The following is a 24,252-nucleotide window of genomic DNA, read 5'->3' on the forward strand; positions in this document are numbered from 1 at the left end:
TTTGGTCATGACACTAATGAGGTTCAGTATGAGAAACGGCGCAGCGGCGGGTTTGTGGTGGGCGGTCATCTCGGCAGCGGCATTCGGCGTATCCGGGCCGTTTGCCAAATCCCTGCTGGAGATCGGCTGGAGTCCCGGGGCTGCCGTGGGAGTCCGCATTGGGGGTGCTGCACTGGTCCTGCTGATTCCGGTCCTGATTGCACTCCGCGGGCGCTGGACCGCACTTCGCGGCAGTGCGCTGACCCTCATCATTTACGGTGTCACTGCCATCGCGCTCTGCCAGTTCTTCTATTTCAATGCTGTGCAGCGGATGTCAGTGGGTGTTTCCCTCTTGCTGGAATACCTGGCGCCGGTGTTGATTGTCGGATGGCTGTGGGCGCGAAGCCGTCGGGCACCACGCCGTCTCACCGCCGCTGGTTCGGTGACGGCGATGCTGGGCCTGCTCCTGGTGCTGGATCTCACGTCGGACGAACGGCTTGATCCGATTGGGGTCATCTACGGGCTGGCAGCAGCGGTCTGCCTGGCGGTCTTTTTCCTCATGTCCGCCAAGGCCGACGACGGCCTGCCCCCGCTGGTGATGGCCGGGGGTGGCATGGTGGTGGGCGCCGTAGCGATCGGCGTCATGGGGCTGGTGGGCATCATGCCGTTCACCTTTGAGTTTCGGGATGTGACACTGGCTGGCTGGCAGACCAGCTGGCTGGTCCCCGTCCTGGGCCTGGTGCTCATCTCGACGGTGGTGTCCTACTTCACCGGGATCCTTGCCGCCCGCCAGCTCGGCTCGAAAGTTGCTTCTTTTGTGGGGCTCACCGAGGTGATGTTTGCGGTGCTTGCCTCCTGGCTCATGCTCGGTGAGCTGCCGGGGCCCATCCAGCTGCTGGGCGGGCTGCTGATCGTCGGCGGAGTGGTGATGGTTCGCGTCGATGAGCTACGCACGCCAGCTGATGGGGTCCCACCCCTGAACCGGGCCAACGACGTCGAACCGGTTCCGCTGCCCTAGAAGCTCTCCCTGCTAACCCTTACCGAACCTGCGCAGCCGGAGCGAGTTGGCCACCACCAGCACCGAGCTGGCGGCCATCGCCGCGCCAGCGACCATAGGGTTGAGGAAGCCCAGGGCTGCCACCGGGATTCCGATGGTGTTGTAGAAGAAGGCCCAGAACAGGTTGGTCTTGATGGTGCGCAGGGTGATCCGTGAGAGCTCGATGGCTTGGGCCACCTGCTCCAGGCTGTTCCCCATTACGGTCAGGTCGGCTGCCTCGATGGCCACGTCTGTGCCGGAGCCCATCGCAATGCCCAGATCGGCCTGCGCCAGGGCTGCGGCGTCGTTGACTCCGTCACCGGCCATGGCCACCGTGGCTCCCTCGGATTGAAGGTTTCTGATCGCCTGGACTTTCCCCTCGGGCAGTATCCCGGCGAGGACGTCCTCGGGGGCAATGCCGACCTGTTCGGCCACCCTCTGGGCAACTGCGGCGTTGTCGCCGGTCAGCAGGATGGGTCGGAGCCCCAGTTCCTTGAGCCGCGTGATCGCGGCCGCTGAGGAGTCCTTGACCGTATCCTTCAGTGACACCAGCCCGACGACGTGGCCGTCCGCTGCTACCCAGATGGCGGTGGAACCGGCATCCTGCTGGTCCTGCAGTGCGGTCAGATGCTCGTCGCTGATGACGACGCCGTTCTCCTCCAACCAGCCCGAGCGCCCAGCAACCACCGTGACGTCCCGGCCGCCGTCCTCGACGGTGCCCCGAACCCCGCCGCCCGCTGAACTGCTGAACCCTGTCACGGGAGGATGCCCAGGGGCAGCAGCTGCGATCGCCTGGGCAATCGGGTGCTCGCTGGCGGCCTCGACGGCGCCAGCCAGGGCCAGGACGCGTGTGCGGTCGAGTCCCCCTAGCAGGACGACGTCGGTCACGGCCAGTTTGCCAGTGGTGACGGTGCCGGTCTTGTCCAACACGATGGTGTCGACGGTCCGGGTGTCTTCCAGGACCTGAGGGCCGCGAATCAGGATGCCCAGCTGGGCGCCGCGCCCCGAACCGGTCAGCAGGGCCGTCGGTGTGGCCAGACCCAGCGCGCACGGGCAGGCGATCACGAGGACCGCGACCGCGGCAGTGAAAGCCGACTGAAGGTCCCCGGTAAGGACCATCCAGCCGACAAAGGTCAGGACGGCAATAACCAACACAATCGGCACGAACACGGCGCTGATTCGGTCCGCCAGACGGGCGATCGGCGCCTTGCCGCTTTGCGCCTGGCTGACCAGCCGACCCATTTGGGCGAGCGTGGTTTCACTGCCTACCCGGGTGGCCCGGATAATCAGGCGTCCGGAAGTGTTGATGGTGGCGCCGGTGACGACGTCGTCAATGCCGACATCCACCGGCATTGACTCGCCCGTGATCAGCGAGGTGTCGACAGCGCTCGCCCCATCGACCACCACGCCGTCGGTGGCGATTTTCTCTCCGGGGCGCACCACAAACTGGTCGCCGTGCACGAGGGAGTCTGCGGGCACCTTGACCTCCACGCGACGCCCATCCTGATCGCGGAGCACTGTCGCCTCCTTGGCCCCGAGGCTGAGGAGCGCCTTGAGAGCCTCCCCGGCGCGCTGCTTGGCGTTCGCTTCCAGATAGCGGCCCAGCAGCAGGAAGGTGACGACGACGGCCGCCACCTCGAAGTACAGGGCATGATCACTCATGGCCATACCGGCGTGCTCGGTGATCGAGGGGTCGGCCAGGAGCTGCCAGGCTGAGAAGAGGAACGCGGCCGTGACGCCGATCGAGACCAGGGTGTCCATTGTGGAGGCGAGATGACGGGCATTGATGGCGGCCGCCCGGTGGAATGACCAGGCAGACCAGGTGACCACGGGAAGGGTGAGGGCAAAAACCAGCCACCCCCAGTGTGGGAACTGCGCCGCAGGCACCATGGAAATGACGGCGACCGGCACCGTGAGGAGCGCCGCAACAATTAGCCGCGGCCGTAACTGCGCGGCAGTCCCACCGTGCGACAGGTGATCGGAGTGGACCGGGTCCGTGCCCTCCAGCGCTGGGTCGGCAGTGGAGGTGCGGACCGGCCGTTTCAGCTGGGCTGTGTATCCGGTCGCGTGGACCGTGTCCACGATGTCCTGATCCGAGATACTCCCGGTGACGGTGACGGTGGCCGACTCCAACGGTAGATTCACACTCGCCTGGACTCCTTCAAGCTTCCCGAGTTTGCGCTCCACCCGTCCCACGCAGGACGCGCAGGTCATGCCCTGGATGTCGAGTTCGACAATCCTGGTCGGTGGAGAGGTGGGCAGCTGGTCGGTGCTCATGGGGGTCCTTGGCGATGCTAGTAAGTCGAATTGCTGGAGTTAGGTGCTGGTGCGCCTAAGCGTCGTTGGCAACGACCAGGTAGCCGGCTTCGGCTACCGCTTCACCGATCTGGCCGGGGTCGAGATCACCGTCGGACGTCACGGTGGCCGTGGAGACGCCACCCTTGTTGAGGTCGACGGTAACGCTCTGGACGCCTTCGATGGCGCTGATCTCTTCGCTAACCGAATCAACGCAGTGGCCGCAGGTCATGCCAGAAATACTGACGGTGGTGGTGCTCATAGGTGGACTCCTTGGGTGAAGGGGGTTGTTACCTCAGCAGGCGACTGATTGCTGCCGAGGCTTCCTGGACTTTCTCCTGGACAATTTCGGGGTTTCCGGTGAGCTGGGATTCGTTGGCGGCACCCACCACGCAATGCGCGATGTGCTCCTCCAGCAGGCCGATGCTTACCGCGTGGAGGGCCTTGTTGATGGCCGACACTTGGGTGAGGACGTCGATGCAGTACTTGTCCTCCTCGATCATCCGCGCGATTCCGCGGACCTGACCTTCGATCCGTCGCAAGCGCCGCAGATAGGCCTCCTTGTCGGCGGTGTATCCGTGTTCGACGGTGGTGTCACTCATTGGTCCTCCTCGTTCACTGTTGAACATATACCCCCTACCCGTATATATCAAGTACCCTAGGGGGGTATCCCAGATTATTCTCAGGGAACGCCGAGCCTGATGCAATACGTTAGAGAGACTGGATAGTTCTGATGAACAAGGAAAAAGGTAGATGACCCTGCACTTCGAGACGTGGCAGAAGCGCGCGCTCATTGCCCTGGCCGGAGCGCTGCTGCTTTCTCTCCTCGCGCTTGCGTTCGTGGCAGGCCGGGTCGGAACCGGCGTCGAGCATCCCGCCGGTAACAGCGCCGACGCGGGCTTTGCCCGCGACATGCAGATCCATCACACCCAGGCGGTCGAAATGTCTCGGCTGGTACGCGACCGCACTGATGACGAGGTGGTGCGGGTCATCGCCTATGACATCGCGATGACCCAGCAGCACCAGATCGGCCAGATGTATGCCTGGCTGGAGGAGTGGGGGCTCCCCCAGAGCTCATCCACTCCGAACATGACCTGGATGGAGGGGACAATGGATCACCACGGCGGAGGCAGCATGCTGCAAGACGACGGGTTGATGCCCGGCATGGCCACCAATGAGCAGATGCAGGATCTGGCCGACGCCTCGGGGGTCGAGGTGGAGCGGATCTTCCTGACCCTGATGATCACTCACCATGAAGCAGGCGCGGAGATGGCTCAGGCAGGGGCTGAGCTGGCCCAGGAGCCCCGGGTCAAGGTTGCCGCCGAGAAGATGGCTGAAGCCCAGGTCGCCGAGATCACGGCGATGCAAGGCATGTTGGAAGAGCTGCCGTAACACCGACGGTACATTTGTTGTAGACACACCCACGGAAAAAAGGATTCACGCGTTGAACAAGAAGCGAGCCCAGGACAATGCCGACCGCCAGGCGCGGCTGGCGGCCATCCAGTCCAAGCAGCGGGCCAGCGACCGCAAGCGCACCACACTGATCCTCGGTGGTATCGGCGCGGTGGTCGTGGCAATCATTGTCGCCGTGACAATTGTGATCGTGGGTCAGGTGCAGGAGAACCAGCGCATCGAAGCGCTCGCCAGCCAGCCCATCGAGGGTCTGGAGGAGTTTGAGGACCTCACCTTCAACCACACCGATGCGCCGGTCGAATACGAGCAGTCCCCTCCCGTGGGTGGCGACCATAACGCGACCTGGACCAACTGTGGCATCTACCCGTTTGAGATCCCGAACGAGAACACCGTCCACTCGTTGGAGCATGGTGCCGTCTGGATCACCTACCAGCCGGACCTCCCGCAGGCCGAGATCGACACCCTCACCGATCTGGTGGGCTCCAGCGGATACGTGCTGCTCAGCCCCTACGCCGATCAGGACTCTCCCGTCATGATGAGCGCCTGGGGCCTTCAGCTCGGCGTCGATTCCGCCGATGATGACCGCCTTGCGGTCTTCCTCGAGCGGTATATCCAGGGTGAGCAGACCCGCGAGCCTGGCGCTGCCTGCTCCGGTGCCCTGACCCCCACGGCCTAGGTTCCTGCAGGGACCCAGCCGCAGCGGCGCGCCCGACGGATTCCTTCCGGATCCCTAGGCGCGCCGCAGGCTCCAGAGGGCCAGCGCCGACGCGAAGACCATCAGCGCGGCACCTATCCCCGAGGTCAGCACCACTCCGCTGTCGAAGGCGTGGAACGCCGAGTCCAGTAGTTGGCTGCCGCCGTCGGACGGGAGTTCAGCGGCAATGTTGACCGCGCCGCCGAGGGTTTCGGTGGCGGTGGTGGCCTGCTCGGGGCTCAGTCCCGTTGGCAGGACCAGGTTGCGCTGGTAGGAGGCGAGGAGCACGCTGCCCAGCAGTGCCGTGCCGAACACCGAACCAACCTCGTAGGCGGTTTCAGAGACCGCTGATGCCGCCCCGGCCTTTTCTGCGGGGACCGTTGCGAGGATCAGGTCATTGGACACCGTTTCGGATGCGCCGACTCCCACACCAAGCAGCATGAACGCGAACAACAAGATCGCGGCGGATCCGCCCTGACCGGTGACCGCCACGAAGCCGTAGGCGGCAGCCGAGAGTAGCAGGGCAACAGGCACCACGATCCGAGGTGGCACCCGGCGGACGATGGGAACCACCGTAAGACCCGCAATGATCGTCATGACCAGCCCCGGCACCAGGATCAGGCCAGCGCTGAGAGGGCTGAGCCCGAGCACCAGTTGCAGATGCTGGGAGACGAAGTAGATGAACCCCACCAGCGAGAAGATCGCGAGCAGGTTCACCAGCACCGCACCGGTAAACGCCCGCACCGTGAACAACCGCACATCAAGCATCGGGTTGGATCGTCCGAGTTGCCGCCGGACAAACAGGGTGCCGGCGGTGAGCCCGATGATGACGGCGGCAACGGTCACTGTGACGGAGTCACCCTTCGCGAAGTTCTTGATCGCGAACACGATGGGCAGCATGGTGGAAACGGACAGGACGATGCTCGCGTAATCCACGCGGCCGGGGTTGGGGTCCTTGGATTCCGGCACCAGCGCCGGGGTGAGGGCGAGCATCAGGACCAGCACGGGAACGGCCAGCAGGAACACCGATCCCCACCAGAAGTGCTCGAGCAGGGCTCCGCCCACCAGCGGCCCCATAGCCGCGCCGGCTGAGAATCCCGAGGCCCAGATGGCAATAGCCAGACGGCGCTGGTTGCGATCGGTGAAAATGTTCCGGAGCAGGGAAAGGGTCGAGGGCATCAACATCGCGCCAAAGACACCGAGTCCCACCCGGGAGGCGACCAGAAGTTCGGCGGTCGGTGAGTAGGCGGCGGCAACCGAGAAGACGGCAAACCCGATGGCCCCAATAATGAGGAGCCGACGACGGCCGAACCGGTCGCCAAAGCTGCCCATGGCCACCAGCAGTCCGGCGAGGACCAGGGGGTAACTGTCGATGATCCACAGCAGCGTGGTGCCGCTGGTGTTGAACGCCAATGAGATTGCCGGGGTGGCGAATGCGAGCACCGTGTTGTCGACGGCTACCAGAAGGACGGGCAGCATCAGGACAGCCAGGGCTGTCCATTCGCGCCGGCCGGCACGGCCGGTAGCAGGTGTGGTGGCAGCCGCTCCGGTGATCGGCTCAGAAAGATGGGTCGAGTTGCTCATCCGTCGAGACTATACCGTCCAGCCGGTACAGTAAAGCCATCGGGAACGTTACGATGAACACATGGCTAGTTCCAAAGAGCGCATCCTCGACAGTTTCGAGAACATCCTTATCCGCGACGGAGAGCGAGCCGCCACCATGGAGTCAGTGGCCGCTGCAGCTGACGTGTCGAAGGGCGGCCTGCTGTATCACTTTCCCTCAAAGGAGGCGCTGGTGGACGCGCTGGGGGAGCGGTTGCTGTCCCTCTCAGCACGCGACCGGGAGCTGATGGCCGCCGACCCCGACGGCGCGGCCCGCTACTACGTTCGAACCTCCGTGTATGAGGACAGCGCTCTGGACCGCGCGCTGGTCGCGATGGCCCGGTTGGCGCAGCAGGGGCACCCCAAGGCGCAGCAGAACTTCGCCCGGATACAGGCTTTCTGGCTGGAGGCGCTGGAAGCGGCGCTGGGCAGCCACACGGTGGCCCGCGCGGTGAAGCTGATGGGCGACGGTCTCTACTATGAGGCCGCCTTCTTTGCCGGCACTGGCGCGAACCAGCAGTCCACTGCTGAAATGGAGCAGCTCCTGGAACTGGTGGATCTGCTGCAGTCCTCGGACCCCGGCGGTTCCTGACTCCCGCTATTCGTCCAATAACTCGGCAGCCAGCCGGCGGATCCGTTCGTCGAGTTCGTTGCGCACCCGGGTGACTCCTGCGGGGTCCAGGTCTGCGGGATCCTCCACCTGCCAGTCCTCGTACCGCTTTCCCGGGTAGATCGGGCAGGTGTCCCCGCAGCCCATGGTGATGACGACGTCGGCCGCGCGGACCACATCATCGGTCAGGGGCTTGGGGAAGTCGGCACCGAGGTCAATCCCGAGTTCCTTCATGGAGTCGACGACGTTGTGGTTGAGGTGCTCCGCCGGCATCGATCCGGCGGACCGCACGTTGATGCGACCTTCCGTGTACTGCTTGAGCAACCCGGCAGCCATCTGTGACCTACCGGCGTTCTGGACGCACACGAACAATACCTCTGGCTTTCCGCTGGGACGAATGCCCTGCGCGTGGGCAAGAGCATCCAGGCGGTCCTGGGCAAAGTGCTTGGTAATGGAGGCCAGATAGGTCTTGATCTTGGCCGTCCTGGCCAGGGCTGTGTAGGACTCGAAGACGTAGCGGTCGATCATCTCCGGGCTGAACACGCCGTCGAACTTCCTGGCCAGCTCACCGCTGATCCGGTGCAGGACATGTTCGTCGTTGATCAGACCGGGCATGGGGTTGGGTCGAGTGGACATCTTTGCTCCTTGAGGCGAATCTTCGGTGTGTTGTCCAGAACTGGCGTTAGTAGTCCGGGTCGTTGGAGCGACCGTGGAGCGTTCCCGTCGGGACGCCAATGGTGACGAGCGAGGGCGTGCTGCAGCAGCTGTCCGTTTCCTCTTCGGCAAGTACTGCCGGTGCGTCGCAGGAGCCACCCAGGTCGGTACTGCACACTCCTGTTTCCGGGAGGTCGAGCTGGACGTCGGCCGAGGCGGCCAGGTCGCCGGCTAGTGCTGCGACCACGGAGCGGACCTGTTCGTAGCCCGTGGCCATCAGGAACGTCGGCGCGCGGCCGTAGCTCTTCATCCCGACGAGGTAGAAATCCTTGTCGGGGTGGGCCAGTTCTTTCGCTCCGTGCGCCTGCACAGTCCCGCAACTGTGGAACTCGGGGTCGATCAGCGGTCCAAGAGCGCGCGGCGCCTCCACGGCCGGGTCCAGCTCCAGGCGAAGTTCCTTCAGGATGCCCAGATCCGGGCGGAAGCCAGTCGCCGGAATCAGGATGTCGACGTCAATGGAGTCGTCGGAGGCATGAACAGTCAACGCCTCGTCCGCCGAGAACCCGGTGATGGTGAAGTTGGTTCTCAGTTCAACCACGCCGTCGTCGACCAGTTTGCGCAGCCGGGAGCCGAGCTGGCCACGGGCCGGCAGGCCGTCGAGATCTCCGCCCCCGTAGAGCCGGTCAGCGGAGCCGGTTCCGCGGACGGCCCAGATGATTGAGGTGTCGTCGGTGGCCTTCGCTACCTGGCCCAGGGCAAGCAGGGTATTCGCTGCCGAGTGCCCGGCACCCACCACCATCACCCGCTTGCCGTCAAACTTCGACCGATCGGCTCCCGTCACATCAGGCAGCGGGTGGGTGATGAACCGTGCCGCAGCTGCCTCCCCGTGGGCGGGAAGTCCACCCTGGCCGAGGGGGTTTGGCTGGTCCCACGTTCCGGAGGCATCGATGACCGCCCGCGCCAGGTGGTCCTCGACCCCGTGGGGGCCCTCGACGCGGACCAGGAACGGCTGATCATCGCGGCCCTTGGTGCGCGTTTTGTCCATGCCCTGACGGGTTACGGCGATCACCTGGGTGTTGAGGTGGAGTGTCTCGGCGATCGTGGGCACCGCAGCGAGCGGCGCCACGTAGTCGGCGACCAGCTCGGAGCCATACGGCAGCGCGGTGCCCCGCGGCGAGGTCCAGCCGGTGGGTTCGAGTAGGCGTCGGGCGGCGGCGTCGACGTTGAACTGCCAGGGCGAGAACAGGCGGATGTGCCCCCAGGTGCTGATCGCGGCGCCCGCCGTCGCGCCCGCTTCGAAGATCAGCGGTTGGAGCCCGCGCTCAAGGGCGTGGGCAGCGGCAGCGAGGCCAATGGGGCCAGCCCCGATGATGACGACTGGAAGGTCGCTCATGCCGGGAGCAGTTCCGCGATCAGGACCTCGACGCGGCCCTTGATGGTGTCCCGGATGGGGCGCACCGAGTCGACGCCCTGACCCGCCGGGTCCTCGAGCACCCAGTCCTCGTAGCGTTTGCCGGGGTAGTAGGGGCATTCGTCGCCGCAGCCCATGGTGATGACGACGTCGGAGTCCTTGACGGCGTCGTCGGTCAAAACCTTAGGGATCTCGGCTGACATGTCGATGCCGACTTCACGCATCGCCTCCACGGCGGACGGGTTGATCGACTCGGCTGGCTGCGAGCCAGCGGAGCGGACCTCGATCCGGCCCTCGGACAGGGTGGTCAAGAACGCTGCGGCCATCTGTGAGCGGCCCGCGTTGTGGACGCAGACGAAGAGGACCGAGGGTTTGGTCAGTGAGTCAGGCATGAGAGCTTTCCTTTGATGGTGTCAGGGGGTCGGTGGCGAAGAAGCGCTTCCGTGACCAGAGGGCCACGTAGACCAGTGCAACAAGGACGGGAACTTCAATCAATGGTCCGACAACGCCAGCGAGGGCCTGGCCGCTGGTGACCCCGTAGGTGCCAATGGCGACGGCGATGGCCAACTCGAAGTTGTTGCCAGCGGCGGTGAAGGCGAGGGTGGTGGTTTTGGCGTAGCCCAGGTTCAGAATCTTGCCGAGCACCATGCCAGCGGCGAAGACCACCAGGAAGTAGATCAGGAGAGGCAAAGCGATGCGGGCGACGTCGAGCGGCCTGGCAAGGATTTCATCTCCCTGGAGGGCGAAGAGGATCACGATGGTGAACAGCAGCCCGTAGAGTGCCCACGGTCCAAGCTTGGGCAGGAACTTTCCCTCGTACCAGTCGCGGCCCTTGGTGCGCTCGCCGATAGTGCGGGTCAGGAATCCGGCCAGCAGGGGTATCCCGAGGAAGATGAGGACGCTGATGGTGATGGCCCAGAAGGAAAAGTCAGCGCTGGTGGTCGGCAGACCGAGCAGGCTCGGCAGCCCCTGCAGGTAGAACCAGCCCAATGCGCCGAACGCGAAGACCTGGAACACCGAATTGATGGCGACGAGGACGGCCGCCGCCTCACGGTCACCGCAGGCGAGGTCGTTCCAGATCATCACCATGGCGATACAACGGGCCAGGCCGACAATAATCAGGCCGGTGCGGTACTCGGGCAGGTCGGGGACGAAGACCCAGGCCAGGATGAACATGAAGGCCGGCGCGGCGACCCAGTTGATCACCAGGGAGGTGATCATGAGCTTCCGGTCCTTGATCACGGCACCGGTTTGGTCGTAGCGAACCTTTGCCAGCACCGGATACATCATCACCAGCAGGCCGAGGGCGATGGGTAGGGACACTGAGCCGATAGCCAGCGAGTCAAGGGCGCCGGCCATGCCGGGGATGAACTGGCCGAGCGCTATGCCCACCACCATGGCGGCAATGATCCACACTGGAAGCAGCCGATCGAGGGTGGACAGTTTGCCGGCCGTTTCTTCGGCGGGAAGGGTGTGAGTACTCAAGGTGCTCCGTTGAACGGTATGAATGACGGTTGCATGAATCGATGATCTTCGATGCCTGAAGTATTTACCAGGACATCGACGGATGTCAATGTCAGTGTATAATGGATGGATGACTATAGCCATGACCACATCGCCGGAGGCGCTCACCGCCTGCTGCACCCCCACGGGTGAGCCTGCGATGTCGGAGGAGACGGCGTCGTCGCTGGCCGCCCAGTTCAAGGCGATCGCTGATCCCAACCGGCTGCGGATGGTGTCGATCATCTCCTCAAGCGAGAACGCCGAGGCGTGCGTCTGCGATATTACCGAGCCGTTGAACCTTGGCCAGTCGACCGTGTCGCATCACCTGAAGATCCTCGTGGATGCGGGCGTCCTAACCCGGGAGAAGCGCGGCGTCTGGGCCTACTATTCGCTGGTTCCTGGCGCGCTGGACAGCCTCGCCGGGGCGCTCACCGGTCGGTCCTGAACGGAGCAGCTGATGCGAAGGGGCACGTGGCAGGGGCACGTCTTTATCGGGATGAGTGTTGACGGGATGATTGCCCGTGCCGACGACGACCTCGACTGGCTCACCGGGAACGCCGACGCTCCTGCCGACGGGGCAAGTGATCCGGAGGAGGCAGGGTTCACCGAGTTCATGCGGCTGGTCGATCATCTGGTGATGGGACGCAGCACCTACGAGATCGTGGAGTCCTTCGGCGAGTGGCCCTACGGGGACACTCCGGTTCTGGTGCTCAGCACCACCCTGGAATCCGATGACCCCCGGATCACGGTGGTCAGGTCCCTCGACGAGGCACTGGCCCGGCTCGACGACGACGGCGCCCGGCACGTCTACGTCGACGGCGGCAGAACGGTGCGGACGTTCCTGGTGGAGGGCCTCATCGACACCCTGACCCTCACTCGGGTGCCGGTCCTGATCGGTGACGGCAAGCCCCTCTTCGGGTCAGTTCCCGCCGACATCCTGCTGACCCACGAGGAGACCAAAGTCCTGTCCGGCGGTGCCGTCCAGTCCCGTTACCGGGTGGATGGTCCACTAAGCCGTCCACCGGTGGATTCGGCACGGGACGACTGAGAAAAGTGGCCGGGCCGCAGCCTAGTGGTGTCGCCACAGCGAAGCTGCGGGTCCAGCACTCTTTCAGGCGACGGAAGGGCTAGTCCAGCGGTGAGAACTCGATCCACCGCGGCCCCGGGGAGCAGCCATGGCTCCCGCGTTCGTGCAGCAGTCCGCTCTGCGGGTCGATCGCGTACAGGGTTATCCCGTCCGAGGCCTCCCCGCATGCCAGCAGAAACCCACCGGTAGGGTCGATGTTCATCCCGCGAGGCTGGGATTGCGTGGGAGTGGTGTCGACCAGCGAGAGGGTGCCATCGGGTGCCACGGCGACGACGGCGATGGTACTGCTGGTGCGCTCGGTGCTGTACAGGAATCGACCATCGGGGGACACCTGCAGCTCAGCGCACCAGATGGCGTTGGCTGCTGGTTCGGGTCCGGACCCGTTCCGGACCCGCCCGGGCACTAGATTCAGCGACGGGGAAATCGAGGAGATCCGCTGCTGCTCGGCCAAAGCGCCAGACTCGAGGTCCCGGGCGAACACCGCGATCTCCCCGGACATCTCGTGGAGCGCGTAAAGCGTCGTACCAGACGGTGAGAAGCGGAGATGACGCGGACCGCTCCCGGCGGGGGTGGCAATCTGGCCGTGATCAGTCAACGCACCCGTCGCCGAGTCCAATGCCCACCATGCAATGAGGTCATCGCCCAGGGCTGTCGCATAGACGAACCGGCCATCGGGGCTCACGACGACGGCATGGGCGTGAGCCCCGGGGGCCTCGGAGGCAGTCGTGTCGGTCACCACCCCGCCGTCGTCGTCGAGCTTCATCACGCTGACCAGATGGTCAGTGTAGGAAGCGCCCAGCAGGTGGTTGCCCGCTGGGTCCACAGAGAGGTAGGCCATCCCGGCAACCAGATCGGCGGCATGAGTCGTGGCGAGGCTGCCTGAGCTGGAGTCAATGGATAGCGAGGTGACCGAGGGCGGCGAGGTGGCGAGGGCTGCGTAGAGCACTGGGCTGAAGGGGTGCATGGCCAGGCACTGAACCTTTACGCCCAGCGGCAAGGACTGGCCGGGGGCCAACGTTCCGGAGGTGGCGTCCAGCTCGAATGTATCGATGCTTTGGCCGTCGGCGCAGGCAACATGTACGGCGAATCGAGTCATATACCTCAGCCTAGCAACCAAGCCGCAGGACTCCTGAGATGTGCGAGCATTGCAGCGGTGCAAATGCACGTCAGGTGGGACAAAGGAGTTGCAATGCACGTTCAGTTGGTATTCCCGCACCAGCTTTTCGAAGAGCACCTGGAGGCCCCAGAGGCGCGCCGTTTCATCCTGGTCGAAGACGACTTGTTCTTCCGCCAATACCGCTTCCACCAGCAGAAACTGGTCCTGCACCGGGCGAGTATGCGCAGTTTTGGACAGCGCCTGAAGGATTCAGGCCACGCTGTGGATTACCTCGAAACGTCAGCAACTGAGTCGAGCCAGGAGCGGCTGGGCGCCCTTCTGGGCCAACTTGGCGCCACACGGTGTACCTACTACGACGTCGTTGACGACTGGCTGAACCAGCGGCTCGTCACGACCCTCAGGAACCTGAATCTACCTGCTGAGATTGAAACCAGCCCCGGGTTCCTGCTCAGTAGTGAAGACGTCAGCGGCTACTTCAGGGACAACGGTTGGCGCATGCAGACCTTCTACGAGTGGCAGCGCCGCAGGCTGGGCATTCTGGTGGAACCCGATGGCAGCCCGATCGGTGGGCGTTGGAGCTTTGACGCGGAGAACCGCAAGAAGCTTCCGAAGGGGAAGACGCTGCCGGACCTTCCGGTGTTTGACCGTTCGGATGAAGTGCTGGGTGCGCTGGAGTGGGTCGCACTGGAATTTCCCGACAACCCGGGAGTCGCGGGCGGTTTCAACTGGCCGGTCACCCACCAGGAAGCGGCAGCTGCCCTGGAAGCGTTCCTCAATGACCGGTTCGCTGACTTCGGGCCCTATGAGGATGCCATCTCCGCCCCTGATTCCTTCCTGTTTCACTCGGCATTGAGCTCAAGCCTGAATCTGGGTCTGCTCAGCCCCCTGGAGGTGGTTGACGTGACACTGGATCATGCGGCGCGGCATGACACGCCAATCGCCAGCGTCGAGGGCTTCATCCGCCAGGTCATCGGGTGGCGAGAATACATGCGCGCCTCCTACCTGCTGCGTGGCCGCGAGATGCGCACCCTCAATACCCTCGGGTTTGATCGTCGCCTCGACGACGGGTGGTGGACCGGGAAGACCGGGCTGGAGCCGGTCGACGTCGTCATCACCCGAGTTGATGCGACCAGTTATGCCCATCATATTGAGCGACTGATGGTGCTCGGCAACGCAATGGCCCTGTTGCGGATGCATCCGGACGACGTCTACGAATGGTTTATGGCGATGTTCATCGACGCCTACGACTGGGTGATGGTGCCGAACGTTTACGCGATGAGCCAATTCGCAGCCGGCAGCATGATCACGACCAAACCATATGTGAGCGGCAGCAACTACCTGAAGAAGATGAGCAACTTCCCACCGGGCCCGTGGCAGGACAGCTGGGACTCGCTCTACTGGCAGTTTGTGAGTGATCACCGCGAAATGTTCAGCCGGAACCCACGATCCTCCATGATGGTCAGCCTCTACGACAAGTTCGACGACGACAAGAAGACGCGCCTGCGGAACGAGGCGGCGCGGTGGTTGCGGGGTAAATAGACGCGTCGCCGCCGTGGCGGGTACCGCGCTCCCGTCGTGACGAGACCACCCGATACGGGTGATCCTCGAACACCATCGGAGTGGCAGGATGGGCCTCACCGAAGCGGGTACGAAGCCTGAGAGAAAGTGAAATGCTCATGATCCGGTTTCTGTTCCATGTCGTCATCAATCTGGTTACTGCGGCCATCGGTCTACTTCTGGCCGCGTGGCTGGTCCCCGGAGTGACTCTGCAGCTCGCGGGTTTCATTGTCGCCACTCTGGTCTTTGCCTTTGCGCAGGGCATTCTCGGTCCTTTTGTTTTCAACGTCGCGCGTCAATACGCGTCGCCCATCCTGGGTGGGATCGGGCTCGTGACCACGCTGATCGCTCTTTTCGTCGCCTCTTTCTTTCAGGGGGGACTGGAGATTCGAGGTGCCACCGCCTGGGTGCTCGCAACTCTGATCGTGTGGATTGTCACTGCGCTAGGAGGCTGGATCCTTGGAGCGATCTTTCTCAAGAACAGGAGCGCACGACGCAAGGCTGGAGCATAATGACCTTCTTATGACGTCTGTGTTCGACCGCTGTGCCGAAGTGACGTGTCAAGAGTCTGCTCATATGAGATATCTCGAAATGCTCATATGATAATCTGGGTCAAAGATAACCCAGCTCACAAGGACTGACCCATGCAACTCAACACCCAGGCGCTCCCGTCCCTTCCTGCGAATCTCGGACGACCCGCCTACGACAGGTCAATGATCACCGCCGGAATCGTTCACTTTGGTGTCGGAGGATTCCATCGGGCGCATCAGGCGATGTATCTGGACCGGCTGATGAATGAGGGTAAGGCCCTGGACTGGGGGATCTGCGGGGTCGGCGTCCTGCCCAGCGATGCCCGGATGAAGGAAGTCATGGACGCGCAGGACTGCCTCTATGCACTGGTGCTCAAACACTCCGATGGCAGTCTTGATGGCAGGATTATCGGCTCAATTATCGAATACCTTCATGCGCCTCAGGATCCCGAAGCGGTCATCGAGAGGATGGCTTCCGAGGAGATCCGGATTGTTTCCCTCACGATCACCGAGGGCGGTTACAACTTCCACCACGTCACCGGTGATTTCGATGCTACCAACGCCGACGTCCTTCACGACCTTGCGCCGGGCGCTACCCCAAAGACCACCTTCGGTCTGGTCACCGAGGCGCTCGCCCGCCGCCGGGAGCGCGGTCTGGTGCCCTTCACCGTGATGTCTTGTGACAACATTCAGGGCAACGGTGACGTGGCACGCACGATGTTCACCGCCTACGCGCGGCTCAAGGATGCCGAGCTGGGCGCCTGGGTGGATGCCCATGTTGCGTTCCCGAATTCAATGGTGGACCGGATCACTCCAGTCACCGCGGATGAGGACCGCGCACTCGTGGCCGCTAATTATGGTGTGGAAGATGCCTGGCCGGTGGTGTGTGAGCCTTTTGAGCAGTGGGTGCTGGAGGACCGCTTTCCGCAGGGACGTCCTTCGTTCGAGGATGTCGGCGTGCAGGTGGTCGCCGACGTCGAACCTTACGAACTCATGAAACTGCGTCTCCTCAACGCGAGTCACCAGGGGCAGTGCTACTTCGGTTATCTGGCTGGGTACCGCTACGCCCACGAGGTTTGCCAGGATCCATTGTTCGCTGATTTCCTGCTCGCGTACATGGACAAGGAGGCGACACCCACTCTCCATGCTGTGCCGGGCATCGACCTCAATGACTATAAACGAACCCTGATTAGCCGGTTCTCCAACGAAAAGGTCCGCGATACCCTGGCTCGGCTGTGTGCCGAGAGTTCAGACCGTATCCCCAAGTGGTTGCTTCCAGTGGTGCGGGAAAACCTGGCACACGACGGCGAGATTCACCGGTCGGCGGCGATCGTCGCGTCCTGGGCGCGCTATGCCGAGGGCGTTGATGAAGCCGGAGAGCCGATTACGGTTGTCGACCGGTTGGCCCCGCAGCTCACGCTCGCAGCGCGGCAACAGGACGCTGACCCGTTAGCCTTCCTTCGGGACCGCCAACTTTTCGGTGACCTGATCGATAGTGAACGGTTCACTGCGGCCTACCTCTCGGCGCTGCGCTCACTGAAAAACGACGGCGCCCGAGCAACCATAGAAGGGCTTGCCGGGGCGACAGTGCAATAGCCTGTCTGGTCCGGCGCGGTCCGGCGATGATCGATTCGCTGTTTCGCGACGAGGCGCAACCCAAGGAACGGGTGGACAGGGGTCCGTGGCGATGGTCCGACTGGTTAGCGTCCGCTAAATTCCGTACACGGCCTTCCGGGCCTGCACATACTGGCCGCGGACGTCAGCGCCCCAGTCACCGCTGGGTTCGAATGATTCCTCGATGGTGCGCTTCCAGGTCGGCAACTCACCGGTGGCAGCCCAGGCCGCCTGTCGCGCCGCCCCCAGCGCGACGTACTCACCGGCGGCCGGGACCTCGACCGGCACTCCAAAGACCGAGGCCGCCGCCTGACGAAGCGACCGGGATTTCGACCCACCGCCGATCAACAGGACCCTATCGACGCGCACGCCGTGCAGCTTGAGCACCTCCAGGGCATCCGCAAGAGAGTTCAGGATACCCAGCACCGAGGCGCGGGCAATGTTGCCGGGGGTCATGTTCGCACGGCTTAGGCCGGTCAGGGTGCCGTGCGAATCCGGGAGGTTCGGGGTGCGCTCCCCATCAAGGTAGGGCAGGAAGTGCAGGCCACCGGCGTCGTCGTCGGCAGCCGTGGCCAATTGGTCCAACGCCGACAGGTCGACGCCCAACATAGCCGCAGTGGCGCTCATTACCCGAGCGGAATTGATCATCGCGAGCAGCGGCAGGTGTTGGCCCGTGGCGTCAGCAAAACCGGCGACGCCGCCGCTTGGGTCTCGGGAGGGCTCAACAACCGAAGTGAAGACAGTTCCCGATGTCCCGACCGAGACAACCACCTCACCCGGAGTCACGCCCAACCCCAGTGCTGCACCCGCGTTGTCGCCCGCGCCTGCGCCAACCACTGCACCTCCTGCTGACCAGTTGGTCAGCAAAGTGCCGCCGTGGCCCGACGGCTCTACCACCCGTGGCAACTCCGGTACGCGACCGAAGAATCGCTCCAGGAGGTCAGTGCGATAGGTATTGCTGGTGGGAGAAAAATAGGCAGTACCGGAGGCGTCGCTCCGATCGGTGAAGAACTCACCGGTGAGGGCGTGGTTCAGGTAGTCATGCGGCAGGACCACGCGCGCTACTGAGTCGGCCACTTTTGGACGGTGGGCCGCCAGCCAGGCCAGCTTGGTCAGGGTGAACGAGGCGACTGGAACCACGTTGACGGCGTCCACCCAAGTCTCGGCACCGAGCTCTTCGAGCATGGCCGCCGCCTCGGGTGCGCTTCTGACGTCATTCCAGAGGAGCGCATCGTGTACCGGAGCGTTATCGGCGTTGAGCGCCACCATGCCGTGCTGCTGTGCGGCGACGCTGACGCCCACGACGTCGGCCCCCAGGTCGGAAATTCCGGCGTCGCCCCAGGCCGAGTCCAGTGCGCTGACCCAGATCCTCGGGTCGACAGCGGTTTCGTCGGGGTGGGGAGCGGAGCCGGAGGACTCGACCCTGCCGGTTGCCAGGTCCACCGAGATCACCTTGCAGGACTGAGTGGAGGAATCCACCCCAACGACTGTGGTCATCGGTCAGCTTCCGATGTGGATGAATCGGGCACCGCAGCGATCAGCGCCTCCGCCAGACTGTGATCCATAATCAGGGTGGAAAGGATTCCTGCCTTCACCGCGCCGAGCACCGCGGGTGCCCGGGCGGCGCCCTGAGCCACCGCGATGACCGCTGGCGTGTTCTGTAGCTGCTGGAGGGTTACGGCGATCACCCGTGAGTCGAGACCTGAATGCACTTCTTTTCCTTCGACATCGATCAGCCGTCCGGAACATTCGGTGACCGCGCCAGCCTGCGAAGCCTCCAACCGGACCGCGTTATCGACGCGGTCCCAGACGGTGGACAACCCCGGGGTCCAGGCGCCGATGGCGATCACCGCGAGATCGAGGCTGTCAGCACGGTGGAGCGCTTCGGAAATTTCCGGCTGCCGGGCGAGGCTCTCAGCCGTAGCTGCATTCTCGACCACGAGGGGAGCCCAGATGGGCCAGGTGGCGCCCCCGGACCGACGGCCAAGACGCTGAATAAGCTCCAGCGGATTGCCTTTGCTGCCGGCAACCGGCAAGGCGCCCGCAAGCTGAACAATGTCGCACTGCGGTAGTTCCGAAACGTAGTGCGCCGCGCGGTCTATGGTCCGCGACCAAGAGATGCCAAGAGTGGAATGTGGCTGTGCGGTCCGCATGAGTTCCCCGGCCACCGCCTTCGCAAGGATCTCGCGACCCGCAAGGTCGTCCAATGCATCGTCGGTGACCACCACACGGTCGATCCCGAGGGCCGTCGCAAGCGCAGCGGCGTCCAGAACCCCAGATTTCCGTGGAAAGCTCACCTCGATCCGAACCACACCTGAGGCCCGTGCCTCCTCCAGCAGGCGTGCAACCTGGAACCGGGAGACGCCGTAGGTTTCGGCTATTTCCACCTTGGACCGGTTGTCCAGATAGTAGTCCCGACCAATCCGGGCCAGTAGCTCCTGATGCGGAAGTGACTCCACGTGATTCCCTCCGCTGTGGACGTTTGAGCAGTACATGTTGCTCAAATGAGTATATATGACTAAAGTCACTTAACAAATGAGCAAGTAGGAAGTCTCAAATGAGCAATGAAGGTGGATGTATGGCGAATCAGCGTAGACCCGTCATCGGTAGAGCACTCCGGCTGCTGTCGGTGGCGACAGCAGCCGGGCTGGTCTTGGCAGGTTGCGGGGCCAACTCCGCGGCCGACCGCGAGGAGTTGGTGGTGGCAATCGTCTCCAACCCCCAGATGCAGGATGCAATCTCACTGCAGGACGACTTCACAGAGAAGCACCCTGATATTGATGTCCGGTTCGTTTCACTCCCCGAAAACGAGGCGCGAGCCAAGATCACTGCGTCGGTCGCTACGCAGGGCGGCGAGTTCGACGTCGTCATGATCTCCAACTATGAGACACCGATGTGGGCGGAAAACGGGTGGATTACCAACCTGCAGGAATACGCGGACACCACTGAGGGCTACGACCCTGACGATTTCCTTCCCACGATCAGCGACGCGCTGAGCTACGAAGAAGACCTGTATTCGGTGCCGTTCTATGGGGAGTCAGCGTTCCTTGCATATCGGGCTGATTTGTTTGAACAGGCTGGCCTCACGATGCCAGCGAATCCTACCTGGGCTGACCTGGCGGGTTTTGCTGAGGAGCTCCACAACCCTGAGGAGAATTTTTCCGGAATCTGCCTCCGGGGTCTGGCTGGCTGGGGAGAAGTAATGGCTCCACTGAGCACCATGATTAACACCTATGGCGGTCAATGGTTCGACGAGGATTGGAACGCAACCCTCGATTCCCCCGAAGTTGAGGCGGCGGTGACCGACTACGTTGATCTGGTCCGTACCTCGGGGCAACCGGGCGCCGCGACGAGCGGCTACGGCGACTGCATCACGCTTTACAGCCAGGGCAACGCGGCAATGTGGTTCGACGCCACGGCGATGGTGTCCACCATCGAGGACCCGGCGTCGTCACAGGTGGTCGGCAAGACGGCCTACGCGCCAGCGCCCGTGGAGGAGACCGAGTCGGCCGGCTGGCTGTACAGCTGGTCGCTGGCGATCCCTGAGACCAGCGAGAACAAAGACGCTGCCTGGGATTTCATTTCCTGGATGACCTCACCTGAGTACATCAAACTGGTCGGCAACGAGATTGGCTGGGAACGGGTACCACCGGGCAGCAGGATGTCTACCTACGAGAACCCCGAGTATGCGGAGATCGCGGAGGCCTACGCCGAGCCCACGCTCACGGCTATGAATAGCGCCTCCCAGGACACCAGTATCTCCGCAGAGGTCCCCTACCGGGGCTTGCAGTTTGTCGGTATTCCCGAGTTCCAGGACCTGGGAACCAGGGTGGGGCAACAGATTTCGGCTGCCATCGCCGGGCAGATCAGTGTGCAGGAAGCACTGGAGCAGTCTCAGCAGTACGCAGAAACCGTTGCCGAGACCTACCGGTCAGGGGAGAACAAATGAGCACTCTGGTGGACAAGCACAACAGCAAACAGCTCAAGCAACGTACCGAACGCAACGAACGTGGCATGTCGAAGGCCGAAGGATGGCGTCGCCGCGGGCCGCTGCTTCCCGCACTGCTCTTCACCATTTTGGTCACCCAGCTGCCCTTCCTTTTCACCATCTGGTATTCGATGCGGTCATGGAACCTGCTGCGTCCCGAGGGCGACATCTTCGTCGGCCTGTCCAACTATCTAGCCATTTTCGCCGACTCGACCTTCAGGGGCGCTGCATTCAACAGCATCCTCATCACCCTTGGCTGCGTGTTCGCGGCCATGCTGCTCGGCACCGGGTTCGCACTCCTGCTGGACCGCAGTTTCCGCGGGAGGGGTCTGGCACGAACCCTGTTCATCACCCCGTTCCTGATCATGCCAGTCGCCGGAGCCACCCTCTGGTCGGTGTCGATGCTGAGCCCCAGCTTCGGCCTGGTGAACTGGCTTCTCGGCCTGGTGGGCATCCCCGCGGTCGAGTGGACGTCGTCGTACCCGGTGCTCTCGATCCTGATTGCGCTGGTGTGGCAGTGGACCCCCTTCATGATGCTGCTGGTCCTGGCAGGCCTGCAGGCGCAGCCGAAAGACGTACTGGAAGCCGCGCAGATGGACGGCGCGAACTGGGGTAAAACCTTCATCTCGGTGACCCTGCCGCAACTGCGCCGCTACATCGAACTTGGCGTCCTGTTGGGGGCGATCTACGTGGTCAACACCTTCGACCAGATCTATCTGATGACCGCTGGCGGGCCGGGTACTGCCAGCGCCAACCTGCCGTTCTACATCTACCAACGGGCATTCCTTGGCTTCGATATCGGCCAGGCCGCGGCGATGGGCGTCATCGTGGTCATCGCCACCATCATCATTGCAACCTTCGCGCTGCGGTTGATCTTCCGCAGCTTTGAGACAGAGGACTGACCCGTGGCCATTGAGACACTAGGTACGACGACGACGTCCCGCTCGGCGGTCCGCCCGCCGCAGCGCCGGGGGATGTCCCCCCTGCTCACCACGCTGACTTGGGTGCTGGCCATCGGCTTCTTCAGCCCAGTGCTGTGGATGGTGTTGACCTCCTTCAAGCAGGAGGCAGATGCCGCCTCAAACCCGCCCACCTTCTTTTTCGAGCCGACGCTTGACCAGTACCGGGCGGTGATCGATTCGGGGGCGGGCAGCTACTTCCTCAATTCGATGATCGCCACCGGCGTCTCGACGCTGCTGGTCATCCTGCTGGCTGTCCCGGCGTCCTATGCCTTGAGCATCAGGCCGGTGAAGCGGACCAAGGACGTACTGTTCTTCTTTATCTCCACCAAAATGCTCCCGGTGGTGGCGGTGATCATGCCGATCTACGTGATCGCGGGGCAACTGCGGGTGCTAGACAACATCTGGACGCTCGTCGTCCTGTATACGGCAATGAACTTGCCGATCGCGATCTGGATGATGCGCTCCTTCTTCGACGAGGTGCCCAGCGAGGTGCTGGAGGCCGCCCAGATGGACGGGGCCTCACTGTTGAAGACTCTGCGTATTGTCCTGGTCCCGATGGTCGCCCCGGGGTTGGCCGCCACCGCGCTGATCTGCGTGATCTTCTCCTGGAACGAGTTCTTCTTCGCGCTGAATCTGACAGCGGCGAAGGCCGCGACCACGCCGGTGTTCCTGGTGTCACAAATGGCCAGTGAGGGTCTATTCCTGGCGCAGCTGTCCGCCGCGTCGGTACTAGCCTCCCTGCCGGTGGTCATCGCTGGCTGGATTGCCCAGAAGCAGCTGGTTCGCGGCCTCTCCATGGGCGCCGTGAAGTAGCGGGATCGACGGGTGCGATGGAGTAGCCGGGGCGATGGCGCGATGGAGTAGCCGGAACCGCCCGGGACACGCATCGCCCGCCGCCGTCGGACGCCCCTCGTTCCAAAATAGTGGTGCCCCCGCAGGAACGCTGTTGCTCAACAGCTAATCTGCGGGGGCACCACTATTTTGCCCGCTGACCCGTCGAGGGCCCGGCGGGTCAGGGGGTGACGACCGCCTTGAGCGCCCCAGGCCGATTGCCAGCGAGTAGGGCGCCTTCGACGTCGTCGAGGCCGTGGTGCGAGGTGACCAGCCCATCCAGGTCGATCAGGCCGCGCGCGGCAAGGCTGATGGCCGTGGGCCAGGTATTCGCATACCTGAAGGTACCGGTGATGGTCAGTTCGCGGTTCTGCACCAGGGGGACAGGCAGGGCAATAGTGTCTGCCCCCATACCCACCAGAACAGCGCGTCCCCGTGGTGCCAGTCTCTGCAGACCAGCAAGCACGGCAGGCTCAGCTCCCGTGGCATCGATGAACACGTGGTATTCGGGGCCGATGGGCGGCGCATCGTCGGCGGTGAAGGTGCTTTGCGCCCCGTACTGCCCGGCGATCGTGAGGCGTTCGCCCCGCATATCTGTCAGGGTGACCTCGGCGCCGGCCAACTGGGCCACCTTGGACACCAACAAGCCAATCGGCCCTGCTCCCGCGACCAGAACGCGAGAGCCCACTCCGACCCTTCCTGCCGCCCGGGCGGCAAGAGCCACGCTGAGTGGCTCGAGAAGGGCAGCGGCGTCGTCGGAGACCGAATCCGGGACCGGATGGCAAAACGCGGCGGGATGGGCCGCGTACTCGCTGAAAACGCCATCCACGGGGGGTGTGGCGAAGAAGCGAACCTCGGGATCCAGGTTGTAACAGCCAGCAAGGCTCTGGGGGGAAAGTGGGTTCGGTACGCCTGGTTCCAGGGACACCCGCTGACCAACGTGCCGGTCCGTCACGCCAGCCCCCAGCTCCACGATTTCGCCGGCCGGTTCATGCCCCAGGACCAGTGGTCGCTCCACCACGAAGGATCCGATCCGGCCATGCTGAAAATAGTGGGTGTCGGATCCGCACACTCCCACTGAGAGAATGCGGACCAGGACCTCCCCGATACCGGGCGAGGGGACTGGGCGATCCTCCACCAGCAGGCTGCCGGGACCCTGCAAAACCGATACTTTCACGGCGCGCTCCATTGATTGATACCAGGACTGCTCGTTTGAGGAGCCCCTCTCGCTCAAATGATACCGGGTAGTTTGGCGAGCCACCAGATCCCGGGGGGCTGTTGCCGGTCGGGGTGGCGTACTAAGGTTGGATTGTTAGCGTCAGACGGGTAGAGGGCGTCTGTCATAGTGCACACTCCAACGAAGGATTCA

24 protein-coding genes are annotated in these 24,252 nt (G+C 63.4%); 12 read left to right on the forward strand and 12 right to left on the reverse strand.

Annotated features, from left to right (window positions below):
- The first annotated feature begins 28 nt into the window (after positions 1-28).
- Complete coding sequence (locus ABD059_RS03645; protein ID WP_343877861.1) at positions 29-997, forward strand: EamA family transporter; 969 nt, start codon at positions 29-31, stop codon at positions 995-997.
- A gap of 12 nt (positions 998-1,009) precedes the next feature.
- On the opposite strand, the gene ABD059_RS03650 is transcribed toward ABD059_RS03645, so the two are convergent.
- Genes ABD059_RS03650 through ABD059_RS03660 form a run of 3 tightly spaced genes read right to left on the reverse strand, consistent with a single transcriptional unit; the run spans position 1,010 to position 3,912 of the window.
- A complete protein-coding gene (locus ABD059_RS03650; RefSeq protein WP_343877862.1) occupies positions 1,010-3,292 on the reverse strand; it encodes a heavy metal translocating P-type ATPase in 2,283 nt (760 codons plus the stop codon).
- 55 nt (positions 3,293-3,347) lie between these two features.
- Positions 3,348-3,572 (reverse strand): heavy-metal-associated domain-containing protein, encoded by a 225-nt coding sequence (locus tag ABD059_RS03655; RefSeq protein WP_343877863.1) that lies wholly within the window; start codon positions 3,570-3,572, stop codon positions 3,348-3,350.
- Between the two features lie 28 nt (positions 3,573-3,600).
- Positions 3,601-3,912, reverse strand: coding sequence for a metal-sensitive transcriptional regulator (locus tag ABD059_RS03660; RefSeq protein WP_343877864.1), 312 nt, complete (start codon positions 3,910-3,912; stop codon positions 3,601-3,603).
- 151 nt (positions 3,913-4,063) lie between these two features.
- Here ABD059_RS03660 and ABD059_RS03665 point away from each other — a divergent pair, with 151 nt between their 5' ends.
- Both ABD059_RS03665 and ABD059_RS03670 read left to right on the forward strand, forming a co-directional pair.
- Positions 4,064-4,702, forward strand: a complete 639-nt coding sequence (locus ABD059_RS03665; RefSeq protein WP_343877865.1) for a DUF305 domain-containing protein — start codon at positions 4,064-4,066, stop codon at positions 4,700-4,702.
- A 52-nt stretch (positions 4,703-4,754) separates the two neighbouring features.
- Positions 4,755-5,399: a thioredoxin-like domain-containing protein gene (locus tag ABD059_RS03670; protein WP_343877866.1), complete on the forward strand. Its 645-nt coding sequence runs from the start codon at positions 4,755-4,757 to the stop codon at positions 5,397-5,399.
- A gap of 54 nt (positions 5,400-5,453) precedes the next feature.
- Here the strand turns inward: ABD059_RS03670 and ABD059_RS03675 are convergent, their stop codons facing one another.
- Positions 5,454-7,001 (reverse strand): MFS transporter, encoded by a 1,548-nt coding sequence (locus ABD059_RS03675; RefSeq protein ID WP_343877867.1) that lies wholly within the window; start codon positions 6,999-7,001, stop codon positions 5,454-5,456.
- A gap of 61 nt (positions 7,002-7,062) precedes the next feature.
- Between ABD059_RS03675 and ABD059_RS03680 the strand changes: the two genes are divergently transcribed.
- Complete coding sequence (locus ABD059_RS03680) at positions 7,063-7,611, forward strand: TetR/AcrR family transcriptional regulator (RefSeq protein WP_343877868.1); 549 nt, start codon at positions 7,063-7,065, stop codon at positions 7,609-7,611.
- A gap of 6 nt (positions 7,612-7,617) precedes the next feature.
- Here the strand turns inward: ABD059_RS03680 and ABD059_RS03685 are convergent, their stop codons facing one another.
- Genes ABD059_RS03685 through arsB form a run of 4 tightly spaced genes read right to left on the reverse strand, consistent with a single transcriptional unit; the run spans position 7,618 to position 11,092 of the window.
- Positions 7,618-8,265, reverse strand: a complete 648-nt coding sequence (locus tag ABD059_RS03685; protein ID WP_343877869.1) for an arsenate-mycothiol transferase ArsC — start codon at positions 8,263-8,265, stop codon at positions 7,618-7,620.
- Positions 8,266-8,311: 46 nt separating this feature from the next.
- Complete coding sequence (locus ABD059_RS03690; protein ID WP_343877870.1) at positions 8,312-9,676, reverse strand: NAD(P)-binding domain-containing protein; 1,365 nt, start codon at positions 9,674-9,676, stop codon at positions 8,312-8,314.
- Complete coding sequence (locus ABD059_RS03695; RefSeq protein ID WP_343877871.1) at positions 9,673-10,086, reverse strand: arsenate reductase ArsC; 414 nt, start codon at positions 10,084-10,086, stop codon at positions 9,673-9,675. Before ABD059_RS03695 ends, ABD059_RS03690 begins: the two co-directional genes overlap by 4 nt.
- Positions 10,079-11,092 (reverse strand): ACR3 family arsenite efflux transporter, encoded by a 1,014-nt coding sequence (gene arsB, locus ABD059_RS03700; protein WP_343877926.1) that lies wholly within the window; start codon positions 11,090-11,092, stop codon positions 10,079-10,081. The genes ABD059_RS03695 and arsB overlap by 8 nt, the downstream gene beginning before the upstream one ends.
- A 196-nt stretch (positions 11,093-11,288) precedes the next feature.
- Between arsB and ABD059_RS03705 the strand changes: the two genes are divergently transcribed.
- Complete coding sequence (locus ABD059_RS03705; protein WP_343877873.1) at positions 11,289-11,642, forward strand: ArsR/SmtB family transcription factor; 354 nt, start codon at positions 11,289-11,291, stop codon at positions 11,640-11,642.
- A gap of 12 nt (positions 11,643-11,654) precedes the next feature.
- Positions 11,655-12,245, forward strand: coding sequence for a dihydrofolate reductase family protein (locus ABD059_RS03710; protein WP_343877875.1), 591 nt, complete (start codon positions 11,655-11,657; stop codon positions 12,243-12,245).
- Positions 12,246-12,324: 79 nt separating this feature from the next.
- Here ABD059_RS03710 and ABD059_RS03715 read toward each other — a convergent pair whose 3' ends face one another.
- The gene (locus ABD059_RS03715; protein ID WP_343877876.1) at positions 12,325-13,380 is read right to left on the reverse strand and encodes a lactonase family protein; all 1,056 of its coding nucleotides are present in this window, start codon (positions 13,378-13,380) and stop codon (positions 12,325-12,327) included.
- Between the two features lie 93 nt (positions 13,381-13,473).
- Here ABD059_RS03715 and ABD059_RS03720 point away from each other — a divergent pair, with 93 nt between their 5' ends.
- From ABD059_RS03720 to ABD059_RS03730, 3 genes are all read left to right on the forward strand, one after another.
- Positions 13,474-14,940: a cryptochrome/photolyase family protein gene (locus ABD059_RS03720; RefSeq protein ID WP_343877877.1), complete on the forward strand. Its 1,467-nt coding sequence runs from the start codon at positions 13,474-13,476 to the stop codon at positions 14,938-14,940.
- Positions 14,941-15,077: 137 nt separating this feature from the next.
- Entirely contained in the window at positions 15,078-15,470 is a 393-nt protein-coding gene (locus ABD059_RS03725; RefSeq protein ID WP_343877878.1) for a phage holin family protein, read from the forward strand.
- A gap of 132 nt (positions 15,471-15,602) precedes the next feature.
- Positions 15,603-17,084: a mannitol dehydrogenase family protein gene (locus ABD059_RS03730; protein WP_343877879.1), complete on the forward strand. Its 1,482-nt coding sequence runs from the start codon at positions 15,603-15,605 to the stop codon at positions 17,082-17,084.
- 114 nt (positions 17,085-17,198) lie between these two features.
- Here ABD059_RS03730 and xylB read toward each other — a convergent pair whose 3' ends face one another.
- On the reverse strand, positions 17,199-18,599 hold the full coding sequence (gene xylB / locus ABD059_RS03735) for a xylulokinase (RefSeq protein WP_343877880.1): 1,401 nt from the start codon (positions 18,597-18,599) through the stop codon (positions 17,199-17,201).
- On the reverse strand, positions 18,596-19,561 hold the full coding sequence (locus tag ABD059_RS03740) for a sugar-binding transcriptional regulator (RefSeq protein ID WP_343877881.1): 966 nt from the start codon (positions 19,559-19,561) through the stop codon (positions 18,596-18,598). Before ABD059_RS03740 ends, xylB begins: the two co-directional genes overlap by 4 nt.
- A 119-nt stretch (positions 19,562-19,680) precedes the next feature.
- Between ABD059_RS03740 and ABD059_RS03745 the strand changes: the two genes are divergently transcribed.
- From ABD059_RS03745 to ABD059_RS03755, 3 genes are all read left to right on the forward strand, one after another.
- Positions 19,681-21,051: an ABC transporter substrate-binding protein gene (locus ABD059_RS03745; protein WP_343877882.1), complete on the forward strand. Its 1,371-nt coding sequence runs from the start codon at positions 19,681-19,683 to the stop codon at positions 21,049-21,051.
- On the forward strand, positions 21,048-21,992 hold the full coding sequence (locus ABD059_RS03750) for a carbohydrate ABC transporter permease (protein WP_377959522.1): 945 nt from the start codon (positions 21,048-21,050) through the stop codon (positions 21,990-21,992). Before ABD059_RS03745 ends, ABD059_RS03750 begins: the two co-directional genes overlap by 4 nt.
- A 72-nt stretch (positions 21,993-22,064) precedes the next feature.
- On the forward strand, positions 22,065-22,865 hold the full coding sequence (locus tag ABD059_RS03755) for a carbohydrate ABC transporter permease (RefSeq protein ID WP_343877928.1): 801 nt from the start codon (positions 22,065-22,067) through the stop codon (positions 22,863-22,865).
- Between the two features lie 199 nt (positions 22,866-23,064).
- Here the strand turns inward: ABD059_RS03755 and ABD059_RS03760 are convergent, their stop codons facing one another.
- Entirely contained in the window at positions 23,065-24,060 is a 996-nt protein-coding gene (locus ABD059_RS03760; protein ID WP_343877883.1) for an NAD(P)-dependent alcohol dehydrogenase, read from the reverse strand.
- Between the last annotated feature and the right edge of the window lie 192 nt (positions 24,061-24,252).

It is taken from the genome of Arthrobacter flavus, assembly GCF_039526005.1.
In the GTDB taxonomy this organism is placed as follows: domain Bacteria; phylum Actinomycetota; class Actinomycetes; order Actinomycetales; family Micrococcaceae; genus Arthrobacter_D; species Arthrobacter_D flavus.

Coding starts and splice junctions, on each gene's coding strand:
- ABD059_RS03645 (WP_343877861.1), top strand. CDS start 29: ATGAGAAACGGCGCAGCGGCGGGTTTGTGGTGGGCGGTCATCTCGGCA.
- ABD059_RS03650 (WP_343877862.1), bottom strand. CDS start 3,292: ATGAGCACCGACCAGCTGCCCACCTCTCCACCGACCAGGATTGTCGAA.
- ABD059_RS03655 (WP_343877863.1), bottom strand. CDS start 3,572: ATGAGCACCACCACCGTCAGTATTTCTGGCATGACCTGCGGCCACTGC.
- ABD059_RS03660 (WP_343877864.1), bottom strand. CDS start 3,912: ATGAGTGACACCACCGTCGAACACGGATACACCGCCGACAAGGAGGCC.
- ABD059_RS03665 (WP_343877865.1), top strand. CDS start 4,064: ATGACCCTGCACTTCGAGACGTGGCAGAAGCGCGCGCTCATTGCCCTG.
- ABD059_RS03675 (WP_343877867.1), bottom strand. CDS start 7,001: ATGAGCAACTCGACCCATCTTTCTGAGCCGATCACCGGAGCGGCTGCC.
- ABD059_RS03680 (WP_343877868.1), top strand. CDS start 7,063: ATGGCTAGTTCCAAAGAGCGCATCCTCGACAGTTTCGAGAACATCCTT.
- ABD059_RS03685 (WP_343877869.1), bottom strand. CDS start 8,265: ATGTCCACTCGACCCAACCCCATGCCCGGTCTGATCAACGACGAACAT.
- ABD059_RS03690 (WP_343877870.1), bottom strand. CDS start 9,676: ATGAGCGACCTTCCAGTCGTCATCATCGGGGCTGGCCCCATTGGCCTC.
- ABD059_RS03695 (WP_343877871.1), bottom strand. CDS start 10,086: ATGCCTGACTCACTGACCAAACCCTCGGTCCTCTTCGTCTGCGTCCAC.
- arsB (WP_343877926.1), bottom strand. CDS start 11,092: ATGGTGGTGGGCATAGCGCTCGGCCAGTTCATCCCCGGCATGGCCGGC.
- ABD059_RS03705 (WP_343877873.1), top strand. CDS start 11,289: ATGACTATAGCCATGACCACATCGCCGGAGGCGCTCACCGCCTGCTGC.
- ABD059_RS03710 (WP_343877875.1), top strand. CDS start 11,655: ATGCGAAGGGGCACGTGGCAGGGGCACGTCTTTATCGGGATGAGTGTT.
- ABD059_RS03715 (WP_343877876.1), bottom strand. CDS start 13,380: ATGACTCGATTCGCCGTACATGTTGCCTGCGCCGACGGCCAAAGCATC.
- ABD059_RS03720 (WP_343877877.1), top strand. CDS start 13,474: ATGCACGTTCAGTTGGTATTCCCGCACCAGCTTTTCGAAGAGCACCTG.
- ABD059_RS03725 (WP_343877878.1), top strand. CDS start 15,078: ATGATCCGGTTTCTGTTCCATGTCGTCATCAATCTGGTTACTGCGGCC.
- ABD059_RS03730 (WP_343877879.1), top strand. CDS start 15,603: ATGCAACTCAACACCCAGGCGCTCCCGTCCCTTCCTGCGAATCTCGGA.
- xylB (WP_343877880.1), bottom strand. CDS start 18,599: ATGACCACAGTCGTTGGGGTGGATTCCTCCACTCAGTCCTGCAAGGTG.
- ABD059_RS03745 (WP_343877882.1), top strand. CDS start 19,681: ATGGCGAATCAGCGTAGACCCGTCATCGGTAGAGCACTCCGGCTGCTG.
- ABD059_RS03750 (WP_377959522.1), top strand. CDS start 21,048: ATGAGCACTCTGGTGGACAAGCACAACAGCAAACAGCTCAAGCAACGT.
- ABD059_RS03755 (WP_343877928.1), top strand. CDS start 22,065: ATGTCCCCCCTGCTCACCACGCTGACTTGGGTGCTGGCCATCGGCTTC.